This window comes from Acidiphilium sp. MT5 (genome assembly GCF_054767495.1).
In genome coordinates, this window is sequence record NZ_BAABMR010000004.1 from 144088 (window position 1) to 164275 (window position 20188).

Below are 20188 nucleotides of genomic sequence, written 5' to 3' on the forward strand. Positions count from 1 at the left end.
CCTTTGAGGAGGGTCATCCGAACGTCATCATTAACAATTTAACCGATTATCAACAATGTTTTCAAAATGGTTTTTGGCGGCGCGAACGCCAGATTCGCGTCGGGTAAGGTCGATCAGTGAGCGGTGAAATCGAGGATTATTTTGCCAATATGGGTGCTGGTTTCCATCAGGCGATGGGCCTCTGCGGCGGCGGCGGCTGGCACCACCTCATGCACCACCGGCTTGACCCGGCCTTGTTCCAGCCAGGGCCAGACCATGCGGTGCAGGGATTGCGCGATTGCGCCTTTTTCGGCGGTGCTGCGCGGGCGCATGGTGGAGCCGGTGATGCTCAGGCGCTTGAGCATGATCGGCAGTAGATCGAGCTTGTCGGCGATATTGCCCTGCATGAAGGCGATTTGCACCAGCCGGCCATCACGTTTGAGCAGCTGCAAATTGCGCGCAATGTAGGGGGCGCCGACCATGTCCAGCACCACATCGACGCCAGAATTGTTGGTGAGGCGCTGGAGGGCGGCGGCAAAATCCTCATCGTGATAATTAATCGCGGCGGTCGCACCGAGGGCGGTACAGGCGGTGCATTTTTCGGCTGAACCGGCGGTGGCATACATGTCCGCGCCGAAGGCCGCGCCGAGTTGGATGGCGGTGACGCCGATTCCCGAACTGCCGCCATGGATCAGCACCGATTCGCCCGGTGCCAAGCGGCCCAGATCGAACAGATTGGCCCAAACCGTGAAATAGGTTTCGGGCAACGAGGCGGCTTCGATCAGGCTGAGGCCGCGCGGCACGGGCAGGCATTGGGCGGCGGGGACGGCCACGTAATCGGCATAGGCACCGCCATTGCAGAGGGCGGTGACTTCATCGCCCAGCGACCAGGCGGTGACGTTTTTGCCGCGTGCGACCACGTGGCCAGCCGCTTCCAGGCCGAGAATCGGGCTGGCACCGGGCGGCGGCGGGTAGGCCCCCTTGCGTTGCTGAATATCTGGGCGATTGACCCCGGCGGCGGCGACGGCGATCAGCACCTCATCATCGCGCAGCATCGGCAGATCGGTCTCGCCCAGCGCGAGAACTTCCGGCCCGCCGGGCGCAGCCATGGCGACGTAGCGCATGCGCGTGGGCAGGGCAGAGGCTGCGGACGGGTTGGCCATATTTTCGCTCCTTGGGGTTGGCACAGCCCATATAGAGTGCAAGACGGAGCAAAACCATGCCGAACCTTTTATCGCGCCGATTGTTTTCGCTCGGTTCTGCCAGCCTTGGTGCGGCGGCGCCTTTTGGTGCGCGGGCGGCGGCCCCGCGTGCGCCGGTGGGGCCGACGCTGGTGGGTGTGATTCTGCCCACCAATGGCCGGTTGGGCTTGGTGGGGGACGAGGCGTGGCGCGGGATTGCGCTGGCTTATGCGGCTTTGCCGCCGACGCAGCGCCCCTCCTTGCTGCTTGTGACTGCCGAGACGACCCGCGATGCGCAGCGCGCGGTTGGGGTGCTGCATGATAAAAATGCGGCGCTGATTTTGGGCACGGCCTCATCCACCTTGTCATTCGCCGCGACCGAATCCGCCGAATTGGCCAATATCGCTTATTTGGAGCTAGATGCGCCGGCTGATGGGATCACCAAGCGCGGGTTTCGCAGCTTGCATCGCTTCGGCACCACGAGCCGCGATGCGGCGTCGGCGGTGCGGGCGGCGATCATTGGCGTGATCGCGCCGGGCTGGCGGATCGCGCCGCAGGATCTGCGCATCGGCGTGCTGTTTGACATTGGCGCGACCGATGGCGCGTTTGCCGCAGCGATGCTGAGCGCGCTGAACGACGCCAAGATCACGCCGCTGCTGCCGATGGCCACGGCCACTGGCCGCGATGACCTTGATGAGCCGGTGCGGCGGATGAAGCGGGCGCAGCTTGATTTGGTGATCCATGCCGGGCAGCCGGACGGCGCGGTGTTGTTTTATCAGGCGATGGCGCGGGCGGGGTGGCGGCCCCGGATGGTGATTGGCACCGGGGCGGGCTATGCGCTGGATACGCTGCCTGCGCTGATCGGCGCTGGGTTTGACCGCACGATGGTGGTGGCCAGCCCGAATTATGGCCCGGCGGCGTCATTGATTGCGCGGGCTTATCAGCGTCGCTACGCGACCAAGCCGCGCGGGGCGGCGAGTTTACAGACCTATCTGGGCGCGCATTTGGCGTTTCAGGCGCTGCAGGCCAGCACCGCCAAAACCGGGATCGCTGCGATTTTGGCGGCGATGACGCTGCCCGTCGGGAGCTTGGCCAATGGCTGGGGCGTGCAGTTTGACGCTGACGGGCAGAACCAGCGCAGCTTTAACCGCTTGCAGCAATGGCAGGACAGGGTGCTGCGCCCGATTGAGCCGGGTCAACCGGGCGCGGTGGCGCCTATCCTGGGTTTTTAGCCCCGGTTTTGGCGTTCGGGGCCGGAGGAGCTGCGGGTGATGCGGCGGCGGGTGCGCCAGGGGCGGGGTTGGGCGAGAGGGCTGCGTAATAGGCGGTGACGGCGGTGATGTCCGCCGGGCTGAGTTTGCGCGCAATATGACGCATCAGATGCAAAGGGGTTTCGCCGCGTGTGCCTTTTTGCCAAGCGACCAGTTGCGCCGAGAGATAGGCTGCCGACTGTCCGGCGAGGCGCGGGAAACGCCCCTGCCCTAGCCCGGCATCGCCATGACAAGACGCACAGGCCGGAACCGCGTGCGGCGTGCCGGTATTCAAGCCCTGCATCGCGATTTGAGCACCCAGGCCGCTCGGCGCGGGATCAGGCTCGGCCACCGGCGGGACCGGCAGGCTCGCGTAATAGGCCGCGATTTTGGCGCGGGTGGCGGCGTTGAGGCCGGCTCCCATGGCATTCATCATCGCGTTCGCCCGGGTGCCGTGTTTGAAGGCATAGAGCTGCTGTTCGAGATAACCGGCATGCAGGCCCGCCAAGGCCGGAAAGCCGGCGGCTGGGTTGCCCATGCCATTGGCGCCATGGCAACCTGCACAGGATGCAACCTCCGGCGGGGCGGCGGCGATGCCGATGCCGACGGTGCCGCTGATCGCGATGGCCCCGATCGCGACGGTAAGGGCGGTGGCTGCAAGCCGGTGGCGAAAGCGATTGGTCATTATCGAACGCTCCTTCATGTCAAAATGACGGTTCAAATCAACCCTGAGGCGATATTGATCGTCAGCGCCAGAATAACAGTGTTGAACACATAGCCAATGAGGCCTTGCACCGTGGCGATGCGGCGCATGGTGCGTGCGGTGATTTCCACGTCCGAGACCTGAAACGTCATGCCGATCACGAAGGCGAAATAGATGAAATCCAGATAATCCGGGCGCTCTTCCTCGGGAAAACGCAAGCCTCCGGCGATTGCCCCGCCGGGCCGCTTTTCGTAATATTCATGGGCATAGCGGTAGGCGAAGGTGACGTTGGTCATCAGCCAGGATGCCGCCAACGTGATCGACACCAGCGCCAGATACAGCCCGTCATGGCCTTTTTTCACATTCAGCCCGGAGAAAATGACGATCACCAGAAAGCTCATCAGCGCGCCGAACAGGGTGATCGCGAACAAGGTCCACTCGCCTTCTTCCTGGCGGGCGGCATCGGCCTGGATGTCGGTATGATCGGCGCCGATGAAGTGGAACACCACCAGCACCAGATGGGCGACGACCATGGCATCCCAGCTCAGCGCAACCCGCGTCATTGCGGGCAGGGCGGCGGGGAGCAGCGGGAAGGCCGCGAGGCCGCAGACCAAGCCGGCGAACAGGCGCGGGCGACCGCGAATGATTTTATAGGGCAGCCAGGTCTTCATGTGCCCCTGATAGCCGAGGATGCGCGGCCCTGGAAGCCATGGGGGAAATCAGATACGAGCCACCGATGGCGCGGATTTCGCTCACCCATGTAACGCAGCGTGTTGGCTCAACCGACCGGCTCAGTGATATCACGCTCGACATTGCGGATCGCGAGTTTTTGGTGGTGGTGGGCCCGTCCGGCTGTGGCAAGACCAGCTTGCTGCGGCTGATTGCCGGGCTCGACCCGGTGACCCATGGCACGATCAGCATTGATGGCGAGCCGGCCAATGCGGTTCCAGCGGAGCGGCGCGGGCTGGCGATGGTGTTTCAGAGCCATGCGCTATACCCGCATTTGACGGTCGCCGATAATTTGGGATTTGCGCTCCGCATGGCGGGGGCTGATCGGCAGAGGCTGGCGGAGGCGGTGCGCCGGGCGGCGGCGCTGCTGGAGCTTGAGCCTTTGCTTGCGCGCAAACCGCATGAACTTTCTGCCGGAGAGCGCCAGCGGGTTGCGATTGGCCGGGCGATTGTTGCAGCACCGCGTGGCTATTTATTTGATGAGGCGCTCGCGAATTTGGACGCGGTACTGCGCGCCCAATTGCGCACCGATTTGGTGCGGCTCAATCGGGCGTTACAGACCACGATGATTTACGTCACCCACGATCAGACCGAGGCGATGATTATGGCGGATCGGATTGTGGTGTTGAATGCGGGGCGGATTGAGCAGATTGGCACGCCACGCGACGTGCATGATCGGCCGGTCAATCGGTTTGTTGCGGGGTTTATTGGCGCGCCGGGGATGAATTTTTGTCAGGCGGTGGCCACCGAGACCGGGTTTTTACTGGCGCAGGGCGCCTGGTTCGCGGCGCCGGCGCGGTGTGCGGCCGGGCAACAGGTGACGCTGGGGGTTCGGCCTGAACATGTGCGGATTGATCCGGCGGGCCCGCTGCGCGGGCGGGTTGAGCGGATTGAGCATGTTGGGTTTGAGGCGCATGTGCATCTGCAGACCGATGATGCGGCCCTGATGATGCGCGCACCACCCGATTGTGCGCTGCGCGCCGGGGAGATTGTGCCGCTCGCGTTCGATGGCGCGCAGCTGCATGTGTTTGGGCCTGACGGTGTGACGTTAGGGAGAAAGCTCGACTAACAAATCCTTCGCCTCGACCGCATCTCCGGGGCGCACATGCACGGGGCCGATGACGCCCGCGACTGGGGCGTTGATCCGGGTTTGCATTTTCATCGCCTCAATCGCGATCAAGGGTTCGCCGATCGCGATGGTTTGACCCTCGCGCACCAACACGGCGACGATGGTGCCGGGCATCGGCGCGCCGATTTCATGGGCGCGTTGCTCATCGGCCTTGCGGCGCAGGGGCCGGGCTGGGGTGGCGGAGCGGTTTGGCACTTTGACCACGCGCGGCTGGCCGTTCAGCTCGAAAAACGCCCGAACATTGCCCTCATCATCGGTTTCACCCAAAATTTGTAGGCGCACATTGAGGGTTTTACCTGGCTCCAGACTGATGGCGATTTCATCACCGGGGCGCATGCCGTAAAAATAAACCGGGGTGGGCAAGGTGGCGACCGGGCCATAGGCCTCGCCGGTGGCGCGGAATGCGGCATAGACATCGGGATACATGGCATAGGACGCTAACGCCTCGTCATCGAGCGGGCCGCCGCAGCGCGTTTGCGCTTGCGCACGCAGGCTGGTGAGATCAGCCGGGGCGAGCAACGATCCGGGGCGCACGGTATAGGGTGTTTGGCCCTTCAGCACTTTGCGCGAGAGGGCTTCGGGCCAGCCGCCGGGCGGTTGGCCGAGATCACCGCGCAGCATATCCACGACCGATTGGGGAAATGCGACTTCTCTGGTCGGATCAAGCAAATCGGCGGGCGAAAGGTCTTGCGAGACCATCATTAATGCAAGATCACCCACGACTTTGGAGGAGGGCGTGACTTTCACAATGTCACCGAGCACCATGTTCGCATCGCGATAGGCGCGGGCAATCTCGTGCCAGCGCGTCTCCAAGCCGAGCGAGCGGGCTTGCTCGCGCAGATTGGTGAATTGACCGCCGGGCATTTCGTGCAAATAGACTTCGGAGGCCCCGGCCTGTAAATCGCTCTCGAAGGCGGCATATTGGCTGCGCACCGCTTCCCAATAGAAGCTCATTTGCCGGATCGATTCCGGATCAAGCCCGCTATCGGCCTCGGTATGGCGCCAGGCTTCGACCAATGAGCCGAGGCAGGGTTGGGAGGTTAGTCCGGAGAGCGAATCCATGGCGGCGTCGATTGCATCGGCACCGGCGGCGATGGCGGCTAACAAGGTGGCGCCGCCAATGCCGGACGTATCATGGGTGTGGACATGGATCGGCAGGCCGATTTCGCTTTTTAAGGCGGAGACCAGCACGCGGGCGGCGTTTGGTTTCAGCACGCCCGCCATGTCTTTGATCGCGAGGATATGGCAGCCTGCGGCTTCGAGCTGTTTGGCAAGATCAATATAGTAGTTCAGCGCGTATTTGGCACGATTGGGATCGAGAATATCGCCGGTATAACAAATCGCACCTTCGGCGAGCTTGCCTTCGCTGCACACAGCATCGATGGCGATACGCATGTTATCGACCCAATTGAGGCAATCGAAAATCCTGAACAAATCAATCCCGCCCGCCGCAGCGCGACGGACGAAAAATTGCACGATGTTATCGGGGTAGTTGGTATAACCGACGCCATTGGCACCGCGCAGTAACATTTGCAGCAGAATGTTCGGCACGGCGGCGCGGATGGCGGCCAGGCGCTCCCAAGGGTCTTCGGCGAGGAAGCGCATGGCCACATCGAACGTGGCACCGCCCCAGCATTCCAGCGACAACAAGCCGGGCAGACCCGCACTATAGGCCGGTGCTGCGGCCAGAATATCGTAACTGCGCATGCGCGTTGCTAACAACGATTGATGCGCATCGCGCATGGTTGTATCGGTGATCAGTACCGATTTGTTATCGCGCATCCACGCGGCGAATTCGGTAGGGCCTAACCGATCCAGCTTTTGGCGCGTGCCTTCGACCGGCGGGGCGGACAGGACGGGGGCGATGGGCACGCGGCCATGGGCCACGGGTTTGCGTTTGCCACGGGTTTCGGGGTGGCCGTTGACGCTCACATCCGCGATGTAGCGGAGCAGTTTGGTCGCGCGGTCTTGCCGGCGCGGTAGGCTGAGCAGTTCGGGCGTTTGATCGATGAAGCGGGTGGTGTAATCGCCGGACCGAAAAGCAGGATGGGTGAGCAGGGCTTCAAGGAAAGCGAGATTGGTGGTGACGCCTCGGATCCGATATTCGCGCAACGCCCGCACCATGCGCGCGATGGTTTCCTCGGGTGTGGGCGCCCAGGCGGTGACTTTTTCTAACAGCGCATCGTAAAACCGGGTGACCACGGCGCCGGAATAAGCAGTGCCGCCATCAAGGCGGATGCCAAAACCGAAGGCGCCGCGATAGGCTGAGATGCGCCCGTAATCGGGGATGAAATTATTCTCGGGATTCTCCGTGGTGATCCGGCATTGCAAAGCGTGGCCATCAAGGCGGATTGCGCTTTGCGCGGGAACGCCGGTGGCTGCGAGATCGCCGATGGCGCCACCGCTGGCGATGCGGATTTGGGCTTTGACAATATCGATGCCGGTGACCATTTCAGTAACGGTATGTTCTACCTGAATCCTTGGATTAACTTCGATGAAATAAAACTCACTGGTCGCGTCATCGAGCAGGAATTCGACCGTGCCGGCGTTTTGATAAGCGGTGGCGTGGCCAATGCGCAAAGCGGCCTCGCACAAGGCCATGCGGGTTGCCGGGTTGAGGAAGGGCGCTGGTGCGCGCTCGACTATTTTCTGATGGCGCCTTTGGATTGAGCAATCACGCTCATAGAGATGCACGAGATTGCCATGGGTATCGCCGAGCAATTGCACTTCGATATGCTGCGCGCGGCGCACCAGTTTTTCGAGATAGACCTCGTCATTCCCGAAGGCGGCGAGGGCTTCGCGGCGAGCGGCGGCGATTTCATCGAGCAGGCGATCTTCATGTTCAATCGGGCGCATACCGCGCCCGCCGCCGCCCCAGGAGGCTTTGAGCATCAGCGGATAGCCGATTTGCGCGGCGATGCGCTGGTTTTCCGCAGGGTCATCACCAAGGGGGGCGCTGGCCGGCATAACCGGGACATTGACGGAGGCGGCCAGATGGCGCGCCGCGACCTTGTTGCCGAGACGCCGCATGGTTTCGGGCTGCGGGCCGATGAAAATAATCCCGGCGGCGACGCAGGCTTCGGCAAAATCGGGGTTTTCGGAGAGAAAACCATAGCCAGGATGAATGGCGTTTGCGCCGGATTCGCGGGCGACGCGCAGGATTTCATCGATCGATAAATAGGCTTCAATTGGCCCGAGCGGCTTTTGGCCGGGTTGGCGACCGATCAGATAGGCTTCATCGGATTTGAAGCGATGCAGCGATAATTTATCCTCTTCGGCATAAACGGCGATGGTGGTGATGCCGAGTTCCGAGGCGGCGCGAAACACCCGAATGGCGATTTCTGAGCGATTGGCGACGAGAAGACGTTTGATTTGCTGGGTCACGCCAAAATCCATCTGAGGGTTCGCGCACAGGATGGCGGGCGGGTGGTGCGACGTCAAGAAAAACTGTGCGGTGCAGCATCGGTCTGGTCGGCGGGCGCGTTTTGCGGCATAATCGAGCGAGGCCCCGTAGCTCAACCGGATAGAGCACCTGCCTTCTAAGCAGGTTGTTGCGTGTTCGAGTCACGCCGGGGTCGCCATGGACGGTGAATCGTGGCTACTGTGTCACGTGCAAGCATTATTCTGCCGGTTAGGCTGATTTATCTCTTCACGGCAGCCGCTTAATTTGGCAGAGTGTTTTACGTTACTTCGCTTAAATCAAAATCGTCGAAGGGGAGATCCACCATTATGATTAAATTGTCTCGCTATGGCGCCTTGGCCGGCATTCTGGCGCTGGCTGGCTGTTCAACGGTGGCGCAGGCGCCTGCAACCAGCAATATTACGCCGCAAGATTTGGGCTTTATCACGACGGCCTATCAGCTGGTGCATTTTGACCTGGCAGCCTGCGCTTATGTGCAGAAGGGTGGTTTGACCCCGACAGTGGTGCCGGTGGCCAACAAGATTTGCGCCGACGCCGCGAAATATGCGCCGCAAATTCAAGCGCAGGCAAAGGCCAACGGCGTGACTCTGCCTGGCACCTTACCGCTCGACCTGAAAGCGCAGTTGGTGGCGTTGTCGTATCATCCATCGCCGAGCCTCTCGGTTGCGTTCCTGCGCGATGAGATTTCGAGCCATGAGAGCGCAATCGCCGTGTTCCAGGACGAGGCCCGCAATGGCACGTCGCCCGAATTCAAGCAGGTTGCGATTGAGACCACGCCGCTGCTTGAGCAGAATCTGGACATGCTGCGTGATGCTCTGCCCAAGAATATGGGCGAGTAACATCACCTCATTAAAAAGCCGCCGGGTCTTGCGATCCGGCGGCTTTATTGTGCGCGGGTCGCGCGGTGCGATGTGACGTTAGATGGTGCCGGGCCCCGGCACCAGCAGCGAAAGCCATGTGGCGCTGAGGGCGGGTTTGGGTTCTCCCTCGATTTCGACGGTGACATCTTGGCGCATTTGAATGCGGCCCGAGGCTTGGAGTTCCAGATGTTCAAGCTTGAACACGCCGCGAATTCTCGCGCCTGAGCGCACGGGTGCGACGAAACGCACGCGATCAAACCCGTAATTGATGCTCATGATCAGGCCTTCGAGGCGGGGTAGCACCTGCTGGGCAAAATGGCTGAGCATCGAGAGGGTGAGAAATCCGTGCGCGATGGTGCCGCCGAACGGCGTTGCGGCGGCGCGCACCGGATCGATATGGATATATTGTCGATCTTGAGTGACGCCGGCAAACCGGTCGATCATTGATTGATCGATTGTGAGCCAGGCGGATGCTCCGAGTTCTTGGCCGATTTTGGCGCGCAGATCGGCGAGCGTAATCGTATTGATCGGCTGGTCCATAGGCTACTCCGCCGCTTGACCGGCTTGGAGCTGGGCGAGCTCCTTGCTCACCAGCGCATCATGCGCCTGCTCGTCGGCGAGAGCCGCTGCGGGGCTCCAGCGGCCCCGCATGAGAAAGACGGTGAGCAGGAACAGCACAATGCCGCCTTCGCAAATCCAATACCAATGTTTCCATTGAATGGGGGCTGCGGCGGCAGCTTCTTTGATGGCGCCGAGCGCGGCCAGCAAGGACGGCGGCGGCGCCACATGAGCGGCGAGTGCGTGTTTATAGGCCGCGATCACATAAGGTGCCGCAAGCAGGGTGTTGACCGAACGCACCACCAGTGGGAAGCCGAGGAAACATACGGTGACCACCACGCGCAACATCCACCCCCAAATCGCCAAGCCCGTTGCGGTGAGGGCGGGATTGCGCGCTTCGACCGTTTCGGTGAAGCTCGCCATCCACGTGACGTAAGCAAAGCCGATAAAGAAGGATTGGCCAGCGACCAGCATGGTGAGCACGGAGAACGGGGCGTGGGTGCCCGCGAGGCGGAGAAAGAAGAAATTCAGCACCAAGCCGCCAATGCCACCAAAAATCATGAACGGTTTGCGCACGCGCAATTTGTCCGACAGGATACCGGCGATGATTAGGGCGATTGCGTTCGTGCCCCAGTTCCAATTGGCGAGGATATTGGCCTGCTGGACTGAATAGCCGAAGACGGTGACGAAATAAATCAGACCGAAAGCGACGGCGGTATAGTAAAACAGCAGCATGACCGAGACGCCGAAGGCGGAGGCGAGAATATCGACATGGAGCATTTGGCGCCACGGGTTGCGCAGGCTGGCTTCGATATCAAGGCCTTTGGCTTTCAGCTCGATCAAGGTGCGGTCGCGTAAATTGACCATCATTTGATCGCGCAGCGAGGGGGCGAGTTCTTTGAGGAACAGGAAAGCCAGTACGAACACCGCGAGCACGGCGTAGCCGCAAATCTCATAGGCGCTCTGCCAGGTTTTGAAAATCGGCAAGGTGAGTGTGGTGACAACGCTCACGGTGAGACTGCCGAGCACCGGGCCGATGGTCCAGAATCCCATGGCGGTGGCGCGCCCGACCTGCGGCGAGAAATCGCGGATCAAGGCGGGGGTTGCGACCAGGATGATGCCTTCGACGAAGGACACCACAAAGAAAGTGATGCCCCAGGCGCGGGCGGTGGTGACGTTGGGCATGACGAAGGCGATCAGCAGGCCGACGATTAACAGGCCATAGACCACCAGATTGGCGCGACCGAAACGGTCAGCGAGGCCGGCCAGTAATGAGGCGAAGGCACCGATGAGATTGCCGAAGGCGAGGATATAAACAAAATCGCTGAAGGGCAGTTTCAACCCGGCCAGCAATAACGGCGCGACGCCGCCGCCTGCATAGAGCGCGTAATAAAGCGCAATGGTAATCAGCACGACCAGGAGCAAGTAAAGTTTACGCGGCCCTTGATCGGGGTAATGCGCGAGACTGCGTTGCATGGGTGAAAACGCCATGGACGACCCTCCTGATGTAATGATGCGGCGGTGATGGCTGGGGCGGACGGCTTATTAAGAGCAGCGTTCCGGAAGCGACAAACCGACGGCCCACAGGGGACCGCCGGTTGTTCGGGATGAAAATTAAAAGACCTTGGCGACTTGGACGAGGAACGTCACGTCATTTTTGACGCCGCCGCGCACGCGCACATCGGTAGTCAACTGGGTTTGCAGCGCAACGGTGGGCGAGACGAAGGAACCGGCGATGAGGCCGACCTGGGTGACATCGTTCCGATTGCCGGTATCTTGGTAGAATGATGGAAGGCTGGGTATTGTCAGATACTGCTTACCACCAAATGTCTGCTCAAAGGACAAACCAATATATGCGCCGGTTTGCGGATGAAAGTAATACGGCAGATAAGCAAGGATTTGCTCAACTGGCTGTGTATGCTCAACAATCTTAGGACCACCGGAGTTTGGGTCAACGCCGTTATTATTGCTATAAATGTATGAATCGAGCGCGATGTCAAAATCGAGGTGGGGTGTTTTTGGCGTCCCGGTGACAATATGACTGTATAACACTTCGAAGTTGTTCACATAATTATTCGTCCCCGCATTTAACAAGTAGTTCGGGTTGTAGGCGCCGGTCGGCGGGCTGAAGAAGTAGGCGAGCGTGACCACCTGATCATCGGCTGGGTCGTTATAGACTTTCAAGAATCCGGAAAGCAGCGGTTCGGCGAAGCCGCTATTGCGCGAGAGGGACGCGCCGCCAACTTCAGTATTGCCGAGGAACGCCACATAAGGCTCGATCACCTGCACGCCCGGGAGCATGCCATCAATCGGCGAGAAAGTGTGAACGATGCGGATAATCGGCACATCCGTCGCGACATGGGTGTTGCCGACTTCTGTGCCATTCGCGGTGTAGAAGCTGCTGCCGCTGGAGAATTGGTTATAGAACTGCGCCACGGTGATGTTGGGCGGCGGCGTTGGGAAATCATAGGGCAGCGGCGCGTCGGCTTGGGCGACACCTGCGAGGCCGAAGCAGGCGAGACCAGCACCGACGGCGAGCGCGAGGCGGGCAATAAAGGGACGCTTGGACTTGGTATTCTTCGACATCGATCAGACTCCCCATAGATTTTACTTATGATTGGACGATACACGAGTTATTGTGGCATTCAAGTAAGAACGTGCAATATCCTGCGCGGTCCTGTAAAATTTTAATGATAGCGTTGCTTGAACGACACAGACGAATTGCGTCATAGGTAGTTTTTTCCTGCTTCTTCAGCGAATCGGGCAGGTGTGCCCTGCCAAACCAGCCGCCCATGTTCGATCAAATAAACGCGATCAGCGTGGGGCAGGGCAAAGGTGATATTCTGCTCACCCAAGAGCAGCGTGATATCGGTGGTTTCGCGCAGCACCCGCAAGGCATCCGATAACTGGGCGAGGATGACCGGTGCGAGGCCCAATGTTGGTTCATCGAGGATCAGCAGGCGCGGCTTCATCATCAAAGCGCGGGCGATGGCGAGCATTTGCTGCTCGCCGCCCGACAAGGTGCGGGCTTGTTGCTCACGCCGGGATTTGAGAATGGGGAATAATCCAAAGAGCCAATCTTGCCGCGATTTTTGCTCGGCGGCGGGAAGCCGTTGCGCTGCCAAATCGAGATTATCGGCGACACTCATGGTGCCCAGCAATTCGCGCGTCTCCGCGCACTGCACCAGGCCTGCGCGGGCGATGGCCGCGGGGTCGGTTTTGCGGCGGATTTCGCCATCCCAACTGATCGTGCCTTGATGGGCAACGAGGCCGGACATGGCGTTGAATAACGAGGTTTTTCCCGCGCCGTTGAGGCCGACGACTGAGACGAACTCGCCTTGATGCACTTTCAGCGAGATTTGATCGAGCGCTTGGGCCTTGCCGTAAAACACGCTGAGATCAGCAACATCAAGCAGCACTTGATGCGCGTTAATCTCGGCCTCGGGGCGCTCATGGGTTTCAATGGCGCCGCCAATATAAACGCGGCGGACGGTTTCATCGCGCATCACATGGTCAGGCGTGCCTTCGGCGATTTTTTCGCCGAGATAAAGCGCCAGCACGCGGTCGGCCAGGGCGGCGATGCTTTTGACATTGTGATCGACCAGCATCACCGCACGGCCTTGATCGCGAAAGGCCCTGATCAGGGCTGCGAAATCCTCGACTTCATCGCGCGCGAGGCCGGCGAACGGTTCATCGACCAGGACTACGCGCGGATCCCGCGCCATCACTTTGGCCATTTCCATGCGGCGTAAATCAGCGAATGGCAGGCTCGCGGGCGTGCGGTCCAGCACTTTATCGAGGCCGCAAAGGGCTGCGATTTCGCGCGCCCGATCGAGCGCGCCAGAGGGCGGGCGCAGCCGGGTGAGACTATCGGGCAGCAGGCCGAGCAGGATGTTTTGCAGCACGGTTTGCAAACGCAGCGGGCGGGCATGTTGAAACACGAGGCCAACGCCGGCGCGCGCGATTTGATGGGTTGGCCGGCCAGCCAGATCGACCCCATCGAGCAAAATCCGCCCGGCGGTGGGTTTAACCACGCCCATGACCATTTGCATGGCGGTCGATTTACCGGAGCCATTCGGGCCGATCAGCCCAAGAATTTCGCCGCCATAGAGCGAAAAATCGAGCGATTTGACCGCGACCAGCCCGCCAAATCGTTTGGACAGACCTTCAACCACCAAGCGTGGTGCTGAATCCTTCATGAGCGCCGCCGCGCCGCGATCATGCCCAGCAGGCCATCGGGGAAAAACATGATGACGCCGAGCGCCATCAAGGCCACGACGAAGGAGGAAAGTTGGCCAAGGGGCCTGAGCAGTTCGGCAGCGACAATCAGGAAAATCGCGCCGATGGCACCACCAATGATGGTGCGCCGACCGCCCATGACAGCGGCGATGATCACGCGGATGCCGATGGCGAGATCAACCACGGCATTGACCGAGGCGGTACCGAGATAAAACACCAGCAACGCCCCGGCGAGGCCGGAGAAAAAGGCCGAAACCGCGAAGGCGAGAATTTTATGCCGGGTGACATCAAAGCCCAGGGCGGCGGCGGCGACGCGATCTTGCCCGGCGGCTTGCAGGATCATGCCGAGCGAGGACCGGGCGATGGTGAGCAGAATGGCGCCACTGATGATCATGAAAATCAGGGCATAGGCGTAATTGATTTTACTGCTGATCGAGAGCACCGAGGGAACGGAAAGGCCGATTTCACCGCCGGAGACGCCCGCGAAAATCACAATGGCTTGTTGCAGGAGCAAAACGGCGACCAGGGTGATTAATCCGAGATAGGGCCCGCTGAGTTTCAGCGCCGGAATCGCGAGCGCGACGCCGCCAATCACAGCGACGGCGGTGCCAAACAGCACGGCAACCGGCAACGGCATACCGAGCAAGGCATTGCCGATGCCCGCGCCATACGCCCCAAGACCGATCAGGAAGGTGGGGCCGAAATTTACCTCGCCAGCATAGCCAAACAGCAAATCCCACGACATGGCGAACACGGCGAAGTAAAAAGCGGTGGTGAGCACGCCGAGCACATAGCTGCCCGCGCCGAAGGGCAGGACGACCAAAATCGCGAGAATGGCTGCGAGAATCAGGATGTTTCGGGTTTTGAACGCCTGCATCAACGTTTGCCCAGCAGCCCCTGCGGGCGGACATACATCACGGCGATCAGCAATAACAAAGCGGGGACTTCGCGCAAGGCTGGCGACACCAGATAGGCCGTGAGCGTTTCGATATAACCCACGATATAGGCGGCGATGAGCGTGCCGGAGACCGAGCCGAGACCGCCGAGCACGACGATGGTGAAGGCGCTGCCGGTGAGGCCCGCGATATACCCGGAGCCGGAGCCTAAAAAGCTGCCGATCAGCACCCCGGCAATGCCGGCGAGCAGGCCATAAATCAGCCACGCGACCAGATAAATACGCTCAAGGTCGAAGCCGAGCAGCGTGAGAGCGCGCGGATTGATCGCGGTGGCGCGTAGCCTTTTGCCAATATCGGTGCGATTGACTAACAGCCAGAGCAAACCCATCACCGCCCAGGCGATGGCGGCGGTGAGAAATTCATTGATCGGCGTGCGCACACCCAGAAAATTGACCGTGCCGGAGAGCAACGGCTTGACCGCCACCGGCGTGTCGGAAAACCAGTAATCGAGCAGCTCTTGCAGCATCACCCCCCATAACAAGGTTGCGGTGAGCACAAAGAGTTCGCGCTCGGCGCCGGGAATGGCCCGCGAGCGCTGCACCGGGCGCACCACCGCGCCATAGGAGACCAGCGTGACCGCGAGGCCTGCGCCGATGCCCACACCAGCGCTAACCCAGGCATTGGCGCCGAGGGCAGTGCCGACATACCAAGCCGCCATGGCCGAGACGACGAGCAAGCCGCCATGGGCCAGATTGAGCACGCCGCTCACCCCGAAGATCAAGGTAAAACCAAGCGCTCCCAGGGCGTAGAGCGTGCTGATCGCGAAACCATCGATAAGAATCTGTAGCGCGAGCAAGAATTTTCGCTCCTCAGGGAACGTTAGAGAAAGCCGGCCGGGTGCGCGAACACCCGGCCCGTGCGCGAAATTCTTATTTCGCCGACGTGACAAATGATGGGAAAACCACTTTCGCATTGGCCAATTTCAACGGCCAGACGCATTTTTGCACGCCATTTTGCCACTGGATGGCAACGCCGGTGATATAGCCAGGGCCATAGCGCAGCGCATGGGTAAATTTGGCCGCTTTGCCTTGGAATTCGAGGCGGCCTTGGGTGCCGACCATATCGGTTTTTTCCAACCCGGCCACGATGGCGTTGGGCTTGGTTGATTTTTCCCGCTTGATCGCATCCGCGAGCGCATACATCGCGTCATAGGTCGAGTAGGCCGAATAGGCCGGTTCCGAGCCGAACTCCTTGCTATAGGCGTTGGTGAACGGGATGGTCTTCGGTGTGATCGCGACGCCGGGGGCGGAGGTGTTGCCGGTCAGCACCCCTTCGGTTGCGCCATTAGTGGCTTTCCAAAACAGCGAGGACCCGGCTTGCGCGTTGATGCCGACCAAGGCGACCGGCACTTTTTGTTCGGCCCATTGCACGGTGGGTTGCACACCGACATGCGCCCAGCCCGCCATGATCATGGCCGGGTGCATCGCCTCGATTTTTTGATAAATCGGGGTGAAATCGGTGGTGTTGGGATCAAAGCGAATATTATCCAAAACTTTGACGCCAATTTTGGGCAGGCATTTATCGTAGCCGGCATCGAGCGGCTTGGTCCATGCGGCGTCTTCGCTGAGCACCACAGCGGTGGTCATATGCATCGGCACCAGCAAATCCTTGGTGGAATCGCAAACCGCTTGCGCGAGATAGGCGGCGGGCAGATAGGCATGGAAAATATATTTCCGCTGCGCATAATCGGCATGGACATATTCGGCGAGCTTGTTGGAAGCAGCCCCGGTGATCAGGAACGGCTCATGCAAGCGGGCTGACCAGGGTTCGAGCGCCAAGGCGACTTCGCTGGTAAACGCACCGAGAATCGCAACCGCGTGATCCTGGCGGGTCATGCGCTGGAACGAGCGGATCGCATCGGTGGTCGAGACGTGATTATCTTCGATGATCAGCTTGATCGGCCGACCATTAATGCCACCCGCCGCGTTGATTTGCTGGACGGCTAAGGTCGCGCCGTTGGCAATCGCCTTGCCCGGAATGGTTGCCATTTCAGCGGTAACGCCGATGACAATCGGCTTCTGTGCGGCCTGAACCGCGACGGTGGAAACGCCGGCCGCCAAAATTGCTGCCAAGGCGATCCCAGCCCCCCGCTTGATGTTGGGTTTGGACATTCTTCTCTCCCCTCAATACTGTGCGTGTTGCGCGCAGGGTCTTGTTTGGCCCCGGCACAATAATGCCACAAGCTACGTAAACGGCAAGGGGCTGAGTCAACCTATTTGCATAAGGATTGATATATGCATGAAACTCTAATTATTGCAGCGCAACATCGGGCCGAGCGCCGGGCGGCGCAGATGCTGGCTTCCGACGCGGCCACGACCGGGTTGGGGATGGTTTTGCAGGCGATTGCGCCGGGGGCGGCGACGCTGCGCCTGACCGTTACCGGCGCGATGGTGAACGGCCATGGCACCTGCCATGGTGGGTTTATTTTTGCCCTCGCTGATAGTGCCTTCGCCTTCGCCTGTAACTCGCACGGGGATGATGCGGTGGCGGCGCATTGCACGATTACCTATCTCGCACCGGCGCGGATTGGCGATGTGCTGGAGGCCCGCGCGACCGAGCTTGAGCGCTTTGGCCGCAACGGGATTTATGACGTGGTGGTGACCGCCGACGCGCCGGGCGGGCCGCGCAGGATTGCGCAGTTTCGCGGCCATTCGCGCGTGATTGGTGCGGCTCAGGCCGAGGCTCAGGCCGAAGCTCAGACCAAATCTCAGACTGGCGCGGGAGGTGCCAGGGCGTAATCCATTTCGGCGGTGTAATCAGGGACATCGCCGCCGAGATGCGAGCTGAACAAAGTGATATGCTCAATCGGAAACGGCGGTGAGCGATAGAGATTGCGCGCCTGGACAAACTCAACGAGGCGCGGCGTGACCGGCTGATCCATCCGCGCCAGCGTGACATGCGGGGCGAAGCGCCGCCGTTCGGCAGTAAGGCCCGCTCGCCGCAGCGCGGTTTCGATTTTGGCTTGCAAATGCAGCAATGCCTCGTTGCGCACCACGCCGATATATAGCGTGTTGGCGCGGCCCGCCTTTTCAAACCAGCCTGCGCCGGCGAGGGTCAGTTCGAAGCCACGGGCGCGCACGGCGGCCAACGCGTGATCGATCTCTTCGGCTTGCAGCCGGTTGGCTTCGCCGATGAACCGGAGCGTGAGATGCATGTTCTGCGCGGGCACCCACCGCGCACCGCTCAGATTAATCGCGAGCGCGGCGAGCGCCTGCTTGATCTCCCACGGCAAATCTAGGGCGACAAATAATCGCATGGCATGATGTTGCCGCAATGCAGCGCGCTTGCCAATCCGGCGATGCGCGACCGGTGACCAAACTACGATCCAATCGACGTGCTCGCCGATTAGGGTCTAGCCGATCAAAGCGCGCACCTGCGCTTGGTAATCAGCAAGCCAAGCCTGCGAGGGCCGATCCAGGAGCGATAGATCGATCAGCCGGTCATCATAGGGAACCAGCGTGAGGGTTTCGAAACTGAGGAACCGGCGCGGGGTGGAAAATTTGGTGCAGTTTTTGACCAGCAGCAGATTTTCGATGCGGATGCCATAGGCCCCCTCCTGATAAAAGCCTGGCTCGTCAGAGAGGATCATGCCGGGCTGTAACGGCACGGGCTTGCCCGCACGGCTGATGCCGGCAGGGCCTTCATGCACCGACAGATAGGAGCCGACGCCATGGCCGGTGCCGTGATCGAAATCCAACCCGACTTCCCAGAGCGGCGCGCGCGCCAGGGCATCGAGCTGCGGGCCGGTGGTGCCCTCGGGGAACACCGCGCGGGCGATGGCGATATGGCCGGCGAGCACTCGCGTGTAGCGCTCAATGATCTCGGGCGGTGGCGCATCCGGCCCGGTCCAGAGGGTGCGGGTGATATCGGTTGTGCCATCGGGATATTGGCCGCCGCTATCGATCAGATAAAGCTCGTTGGGCTTGATGGGCCGATTACTGGCGGGGGTGGCGCTGTAATGGATGACCGCGCCATGCTCGCCGGCACCGGAGATGGGCGCGAAGCTCTCGGCGCGAAATTCGGGGGCCTGGGCGCGAAATTCCCGCAATTTCGCGGCAGCAGATAATTCATCGAGATCGCCGCGCGGCGCTTCGCGGGTGAACCAGGCGATAAAGCGCGTCATCGCCAGCGCATCGCGCCGATGGGCGGCGCGCGCCCCCTCCTGTTCGACCGGGTTTTTCAGCGCGCGGGGCAGCACGCATGGATCATCGCCGGACACGGTGATGACGCCCATATCGCCGAGCATTTGGGTGTAACGGATCGGGGCGGTCGCCGGATCGAGCACGACGCGCTTGCCGCGCAGGGTGCCGAGCGCCTGGGCCATGGCGTTGCGCGACACGACCTCCACCTCGGGGCCGAGATGGGCTGCGACCGTGGCATCGATTTTTTCGGGTGCAATGAACAGCAAGGCACTGCCATCACGCCGGAGCAACGCGGTGGCCAAGGCTAGCGGGGTGTGCGGCAAATCGCCGCCGCGCAAATTCAGCAACCAGGCCACCGCATGCGGATCGGTCAGCAGGGCGGCATCGGCACCGCTGGCGGCGATGGTGGCTCCGATGCGGGCGCGCTTTTCCACGGCGGATTCGCCCGCATAGCGCAGCGGATGCGGCTGCGCTTTGGCCATTGGCGCGGGGGGGCGGTCATGCCAAAACACGTCAATCGGGTTTTCGCTTGGCACCATCACCACCCCGGCATCGCTGAACGCGGCGACGGCATTGGCGCTCATCAACCACGGGTCATAGCCGATGCGCGCGCCAGCGGGGCCATGGGCGGCGAGCCAGGCTTCTGGTTTGGTTTCGATCATGTGCAGACGCTGCCAAATGGCCGGATCGGTCTGCTCGGCCAGTTGAATAGTGTAGCGACCATCGGAAAACACCGCCGCTTGATCGGCAAGCACGATGGCGAGCCCGGCACTGCCGGTAAAGCCGGTGAGCCAAGCCAAGCGCGCATCTGATTCCGGCACATATTCGCCCAAAAACTCATCGTTGCGCGGCTGGATGAACCCTTGCAAGCCGCGTTCTTGCAGCCAGTGGCGAATTTTCTTGACATGATCAGAGCGCATGCAATTTCCCTCATTCTATGCGTTTAACACATGGCTGGGCGCGAAAGAATCCAGCTACCGCCGCGCCCGCAACGCGCTATTTTCCAGCTCATAACACAAGCCGATCAAATTGGATCGGTGA

Annotated in this window: 17 protein-coding genes and 1 tRNA gene; 5 read left to right on the plus strand and 13 right to left on the minus strand. The window is 60.9% G+C overall.

The window, feature by feature from the left end:
* Window positions 1-113: 113 nt before the first annotated feature.
* Complete coding sequence (locus ACYUCQ_RS06170) at window positions 114-1142, minus strand: NAD(P)H-quinone oxidoreductase (protein ID WP_460253637.1); 1029 nt, start codon at window positions 1140-1142, stop codon at window positions 114-116.
* Window positions 1143-1198: 56 nt separating this feature from the next.
* Between ACYUCQ_RS06170 and ACYUCQ_RS06175 the strand changes: the two genes are divergently transcribed.
* Entirely contained in the window at window positions 1199-2392 is a 1194-nt protein-coding gene (locus ACYUCQ_RS06175; protein WP_460253638.1) for an ABC transporter substrate-binding protein, read from the plus strand.
* Here the strand turns inward: ACYUCQ_RS06175 and ACYUCQ_RS06180 are convergent.
* Together ACYUCQ_RS06180 and ACYUCQ_RS06185 are read right to left on the minus strand one after the other, a co-directional pair.
* A complete protein-coding gene (locus ACYUCQ_RS06180; protein WP_460253639.1) occupies window positions 2376-3095 on the minus strand; it encodes a c-type cytochrome in 720 nt (239 codons plus the stop codon). The two genes, ACYUCQ_RS06175 and ACYUCQ_RS06180, sit on opposite strands and share 17 nt — an antisense overlap.
* 32 nt (window positions 3096-3127) lie before the next feature.
* Window positions 3128-3784 carry a DUF1345 domain-containing protein gene (locus ACYUCQ_RS06185; RefSeq protein WP_460253640.1) on the minus strand — a complete coding sequence of 219 codons (657 nt, stop codon included), beginning with the start codon at window positions 3782-3784 and terminating at the stop codon, window positions 3128-3130.
* A gap of 65 nt (window positions 3785-3849) precedes the next feature.
* On the opposite strand from ACYUCQ_RS06185, the gene ACYUCQ_RS06190 reads away from it, so the two are divergent.
* Window positions 3850-4911: an ABC transporter ATP-binding protein gene (locus ACYUCQ_RS06190; protein WP_460253641.1), complete on the plus strand. Its 1062-nt coding sequence runs from the start codon at window positions 3850-3852 to the stop codon at window positions 4909-4911.
* Here ACYUCQ_RS06190 and pyc read toward each other — a convergent pair.
* Window positions 4891-8355, minus strand: a complete 3465-nt coding sequence (gene pyc / locus ACYUCQ_RS06195) for a pyruvate carboxylase (protein WP_460253642.1) — start codon at window positions 8353-8355, stop codon at window positions 4891-4893. The two genes, ACYUCQ_RS06190 and pyc, sit on opposite strands and share 21 nt — an antisense overlap.
* Before the next feature lie 120 nt (window positions 8356-8475).
* Between pyc and ACYUCQ_RS06200 the strand changes: the two genes are divergently transcribed.
* Together ACYUCQ_RS06200 and ACYUCQ_RS06205 are read left to right on the plus strand one after the other, a co-directional pair.
* Window positions 8476-8552: transfer RNA gene (locus tag ACYUCQ_RS06200), tRNA-Arg, on the plus strand.
* A gap of 148 nt (window positions 8553-8700) precedes the next feature.
* Window positions 8701-9231: a DUF4142 domain-containing protein gene (locus ACYUCQ_RS06205; RefSeq protein ID WP_460253643.1), complete on the plus strand. Its 531-nt coding sequence runs from the start codon at window positions 8701-8703 to the stop codon at window positions 9229-9231.
* Window positions 9232-9309: 78 nt separating this feature from the next.
* Here ACYUCQ_RS06205 and ACYUCQ_RS06210 read toward each other — a convergent pair whose 3' ends face one another.
* The 7 genes from ACYUCQ_RS06210 to ACYUCQ_RS06240 all read right to left on the minus strand — a co-directional run bounded on the left by ACYUCQ_RS06210 (window position 9310) and on the right by ACYUCQ_RS06240 (window position 17116).
* Window positions 9310-9792 (minus strand): MaoC family dehydratase, encoded by a 483-nt coding sequence (locus ACYUCQ_RS06210; RefSeq protein WP_460253644.1) that lies wholly within the window; start codon window positions 9790-9792, stop codon window positions 9310-9312.
* A gap of 3 nt (window positions 9793-9795) precedes the next feature.
* The gene (locus tag ACYUCQ_RS06215) at window positions 9796-11301 is read right to left on the minus strand and encodes an MFS transporter (RefSeq protein WP_460253645.1); all 1506 of its coding nucleotides are present in this window, start codon (window positions 11299-11301) and stop codon (window positions 9796-9798) included.
* 123 nt (window positions 11302-11424) lie between these two features.
* Window positions 11425-12396, minus strand: a complete 972-nt coding sequence (locus tag ACYUCQ_RS06220) for a transporter (protein WP_460253646.1) — start codon at window positions 12394-12396, stop codon at window positions 11425-11427.
* Between the two features lie 140 nt (window positions 12397-12536).
* Entirely contained in the window at window positions 12537-14009 is a 1473-nt protein-coding gene (locus ACYUCQ_RS06225) for an ATP-binding cassette domain-containing protein (RefSeq protein WP_460253647.1), read from the minus strand.
* A complete protein-coding gene (locus ACYUCQ_RS06230) occupies window positions 14006-14926 on the minus strand; it encodes a branched-chain amino acid ABC transporter permease (RefSeq protein ID WP_460253648.1) in 921 nt (306 codons plus the stop codon). Before ACYUCQ_RS06230 ends, ACYUCQ_RS06225 begins: the two co-directional genes overlap by 4 nt.
* Window positions 14926-15801, minus strand: a complete 876-nt coding sequence (locus tag ACYUCQ_RS06235) for a branched-chain amino acid ABC transporter permease (protein ID WP_460253649.1) — start codon at window positions 15799-15801, stop codon at window positions 14926-14928. Before ACYUCQ_RS06235 ends, ACYUCQ_RS06230 begins: the two co-directional genes overlap by 1 nt.
* A gap of 73 nt (window positions 15802-15874) precedes the next feature.
* Window positions 15875-17116 (minus strand): ABC transporter substrate-binding protein, encoded by a 1242-nt coding sequence (locus ACYUCQ_RS06240; protein WP_460253650.1) that lies wholly within the window; start codon window positions 17114-17116, stop codon window positions 15875-15877.
* Window positions 17117-17239: 123 nt separating this feature from the next.
* Between ACYUCQ_RS06240 and paaI the strand changes: the two genes are divergently transcribed.
* Entirely contained in the window at window positions 17240-17743 is a 504-nt protein-coding gene (paaI, locus tag ACYUCQ_RS06245; protein WP_460253651.1) for a hydroxyphenylacetyl-CoA thioesterase PaaI, read from the plus strand.
* Here the strand turns inward: paaI and thpR are convergent.
* Together thpR and ACYUCQ_RS06255 are read right to left on the minus strand one after the other, a co-directional pair.
* A complete protein-coding gene (gene thpR, locus ACYUCQ_RS06250; RefSeq protein WP_460253652.1) occupies window positions 17713-18261 on the minus strand; it encodes an RNA 2',3'-cyclic phosphodiesterase in 549 nt (182 codons plus the stop codon). The two genes, paaI and thpR, sit on opposite strands and share 31 nt — an antisense overlap.
* A gap of 96 nt (window positions 18262-18357) precedes the next feature.
* A complete protein-coding gene (locus tag ACYUCQ_RS06255; protein WP_460253653.1) occupies window positions 18358-20067 on the minus strand; it encodes an aminopeptidase P family protein in 1710 nt (569 codons plus the stop codon).
* Window positions 20068-20188 lie beyond the last annotated feature (121 nt).

What these genes read in the sequence shown, in the direction of transcription:
- ACYUCQ_RS06190 (WP_460253641.1), top strand. Translation starts at nt 3,850, where the DNA reads ATGGCGCGGATTTCGCTCACCCATGTAACGCAGCGTGTTGGCTCAACC.
- ACYUCQ_RS06255 (WP_460253653.1), bottom strand. Translation starts at nt 20,067, where the DNA reads ATGCGCTCTGATCATGTCAAGAAAATTCGCCACTGGCTGCAAGAACGC.
- ACYUCQ_RS06240 (WP_460253650.1), bottom strand. Translation starts at nt 17,116, where the DNA reads ATGTCCAAACCCAACATCAAGCGGGGGGCTGGGATCGCCTTGGCAGCA.
- ACYUCQ_RS06175 (WP_460253638.1), top strand. Translation starts at nt 1,199, where the DNA reads ATGCCGAACCTTTTATCGCGCCGATTGTTTTCGCTCGGTTCTGCCAGC.
- ACYUCQ_RS06230 (WP_460253648.1), bottom strand. Translation starts at nt 14,926, where the DNA reads ATGCAGGCGTTCAAAACCCGAAACATCCTGATTCTCGCAGCCATTCTC.
- ACYUCQ_RS06215 (WP_460253645.1), bottom strand. Translation starts at nt 11,301, where the DNA reads ATGGCGTTTTCACCCATGCAACGCAGTCTCGCGCATTACCCCGATCAA.
- ACYUCQ_RS06225 (WP_460253647.1), bottom strand. Translation starts at nt 14,009, where the DNA reads ATGAAGGATTCAGCACCACGCTTGGTGGTTGAAGGTCTGTCCAAACGA.
- ACYUCQ_RS06210 (WP_460253644.1), bottom strand. Translation starts at nt 9,792, where the DNA reads ATGGACCAGCCGATCAATACGATTACGCTCGCCGATCTGCGCGCCAAA.
- ACYUCQ_RS06185 (WP_460253640.1), bottom strand. Translation starts at nt 3,784, where the DNA reads ATGAAGACCTGGCTGCCCTATAAAATCATTCGCGGTCGCCCGCGCCTG.
- ACYUCQ_RS06170 (WP_460253637.1), bottom strand. Translation starts at nt 1,142, where the DNA reads ATGGCCAACCCGTCCGCAGCCTCTGCCCTGCCCACGCGCATGCGCTAC.
- ACYUCQ_RS06180 (WP_460253639.1), bottom strand. Translation starts at nt 3,095, where the DNA reads ATGACCAATCGCTTTCGCCACCGGCTTGCAGCCACCGCCCTTACCGTC.
- ACYUCQ_RS06220 (WP_460253646.1), bottom strand. Translation starts at nt 12,396, where the DNA reads ATGTCGAAGAATACCAAGTCCAAGCGTCCCTTTATTGCCCGCCTCGCG.
- paaI (WP_460253651.1), top strand. Translation starts at nt 17,240, where the DNA reads ATGCATGAAACTCTAATTATTGCAGCGCAACATCGGGCCGAGCGCCGG.
- ACYUCQ_RS06205 (WP_460253643.1), top strand. Translation starts at nt 8,701, where the DNA reads ATGATTAAATTGTCTCGCTATGGCGCCTTGGCCGGCATTCTGGCGCTG.
- thpR (WP_460253652.1), bottom strand. Translation starts at nt 18,261, where the DNA reads ATGCGATTATTTGTCGCCCTAGATTTGCCGTGGGAGATCAAGCAGGCG.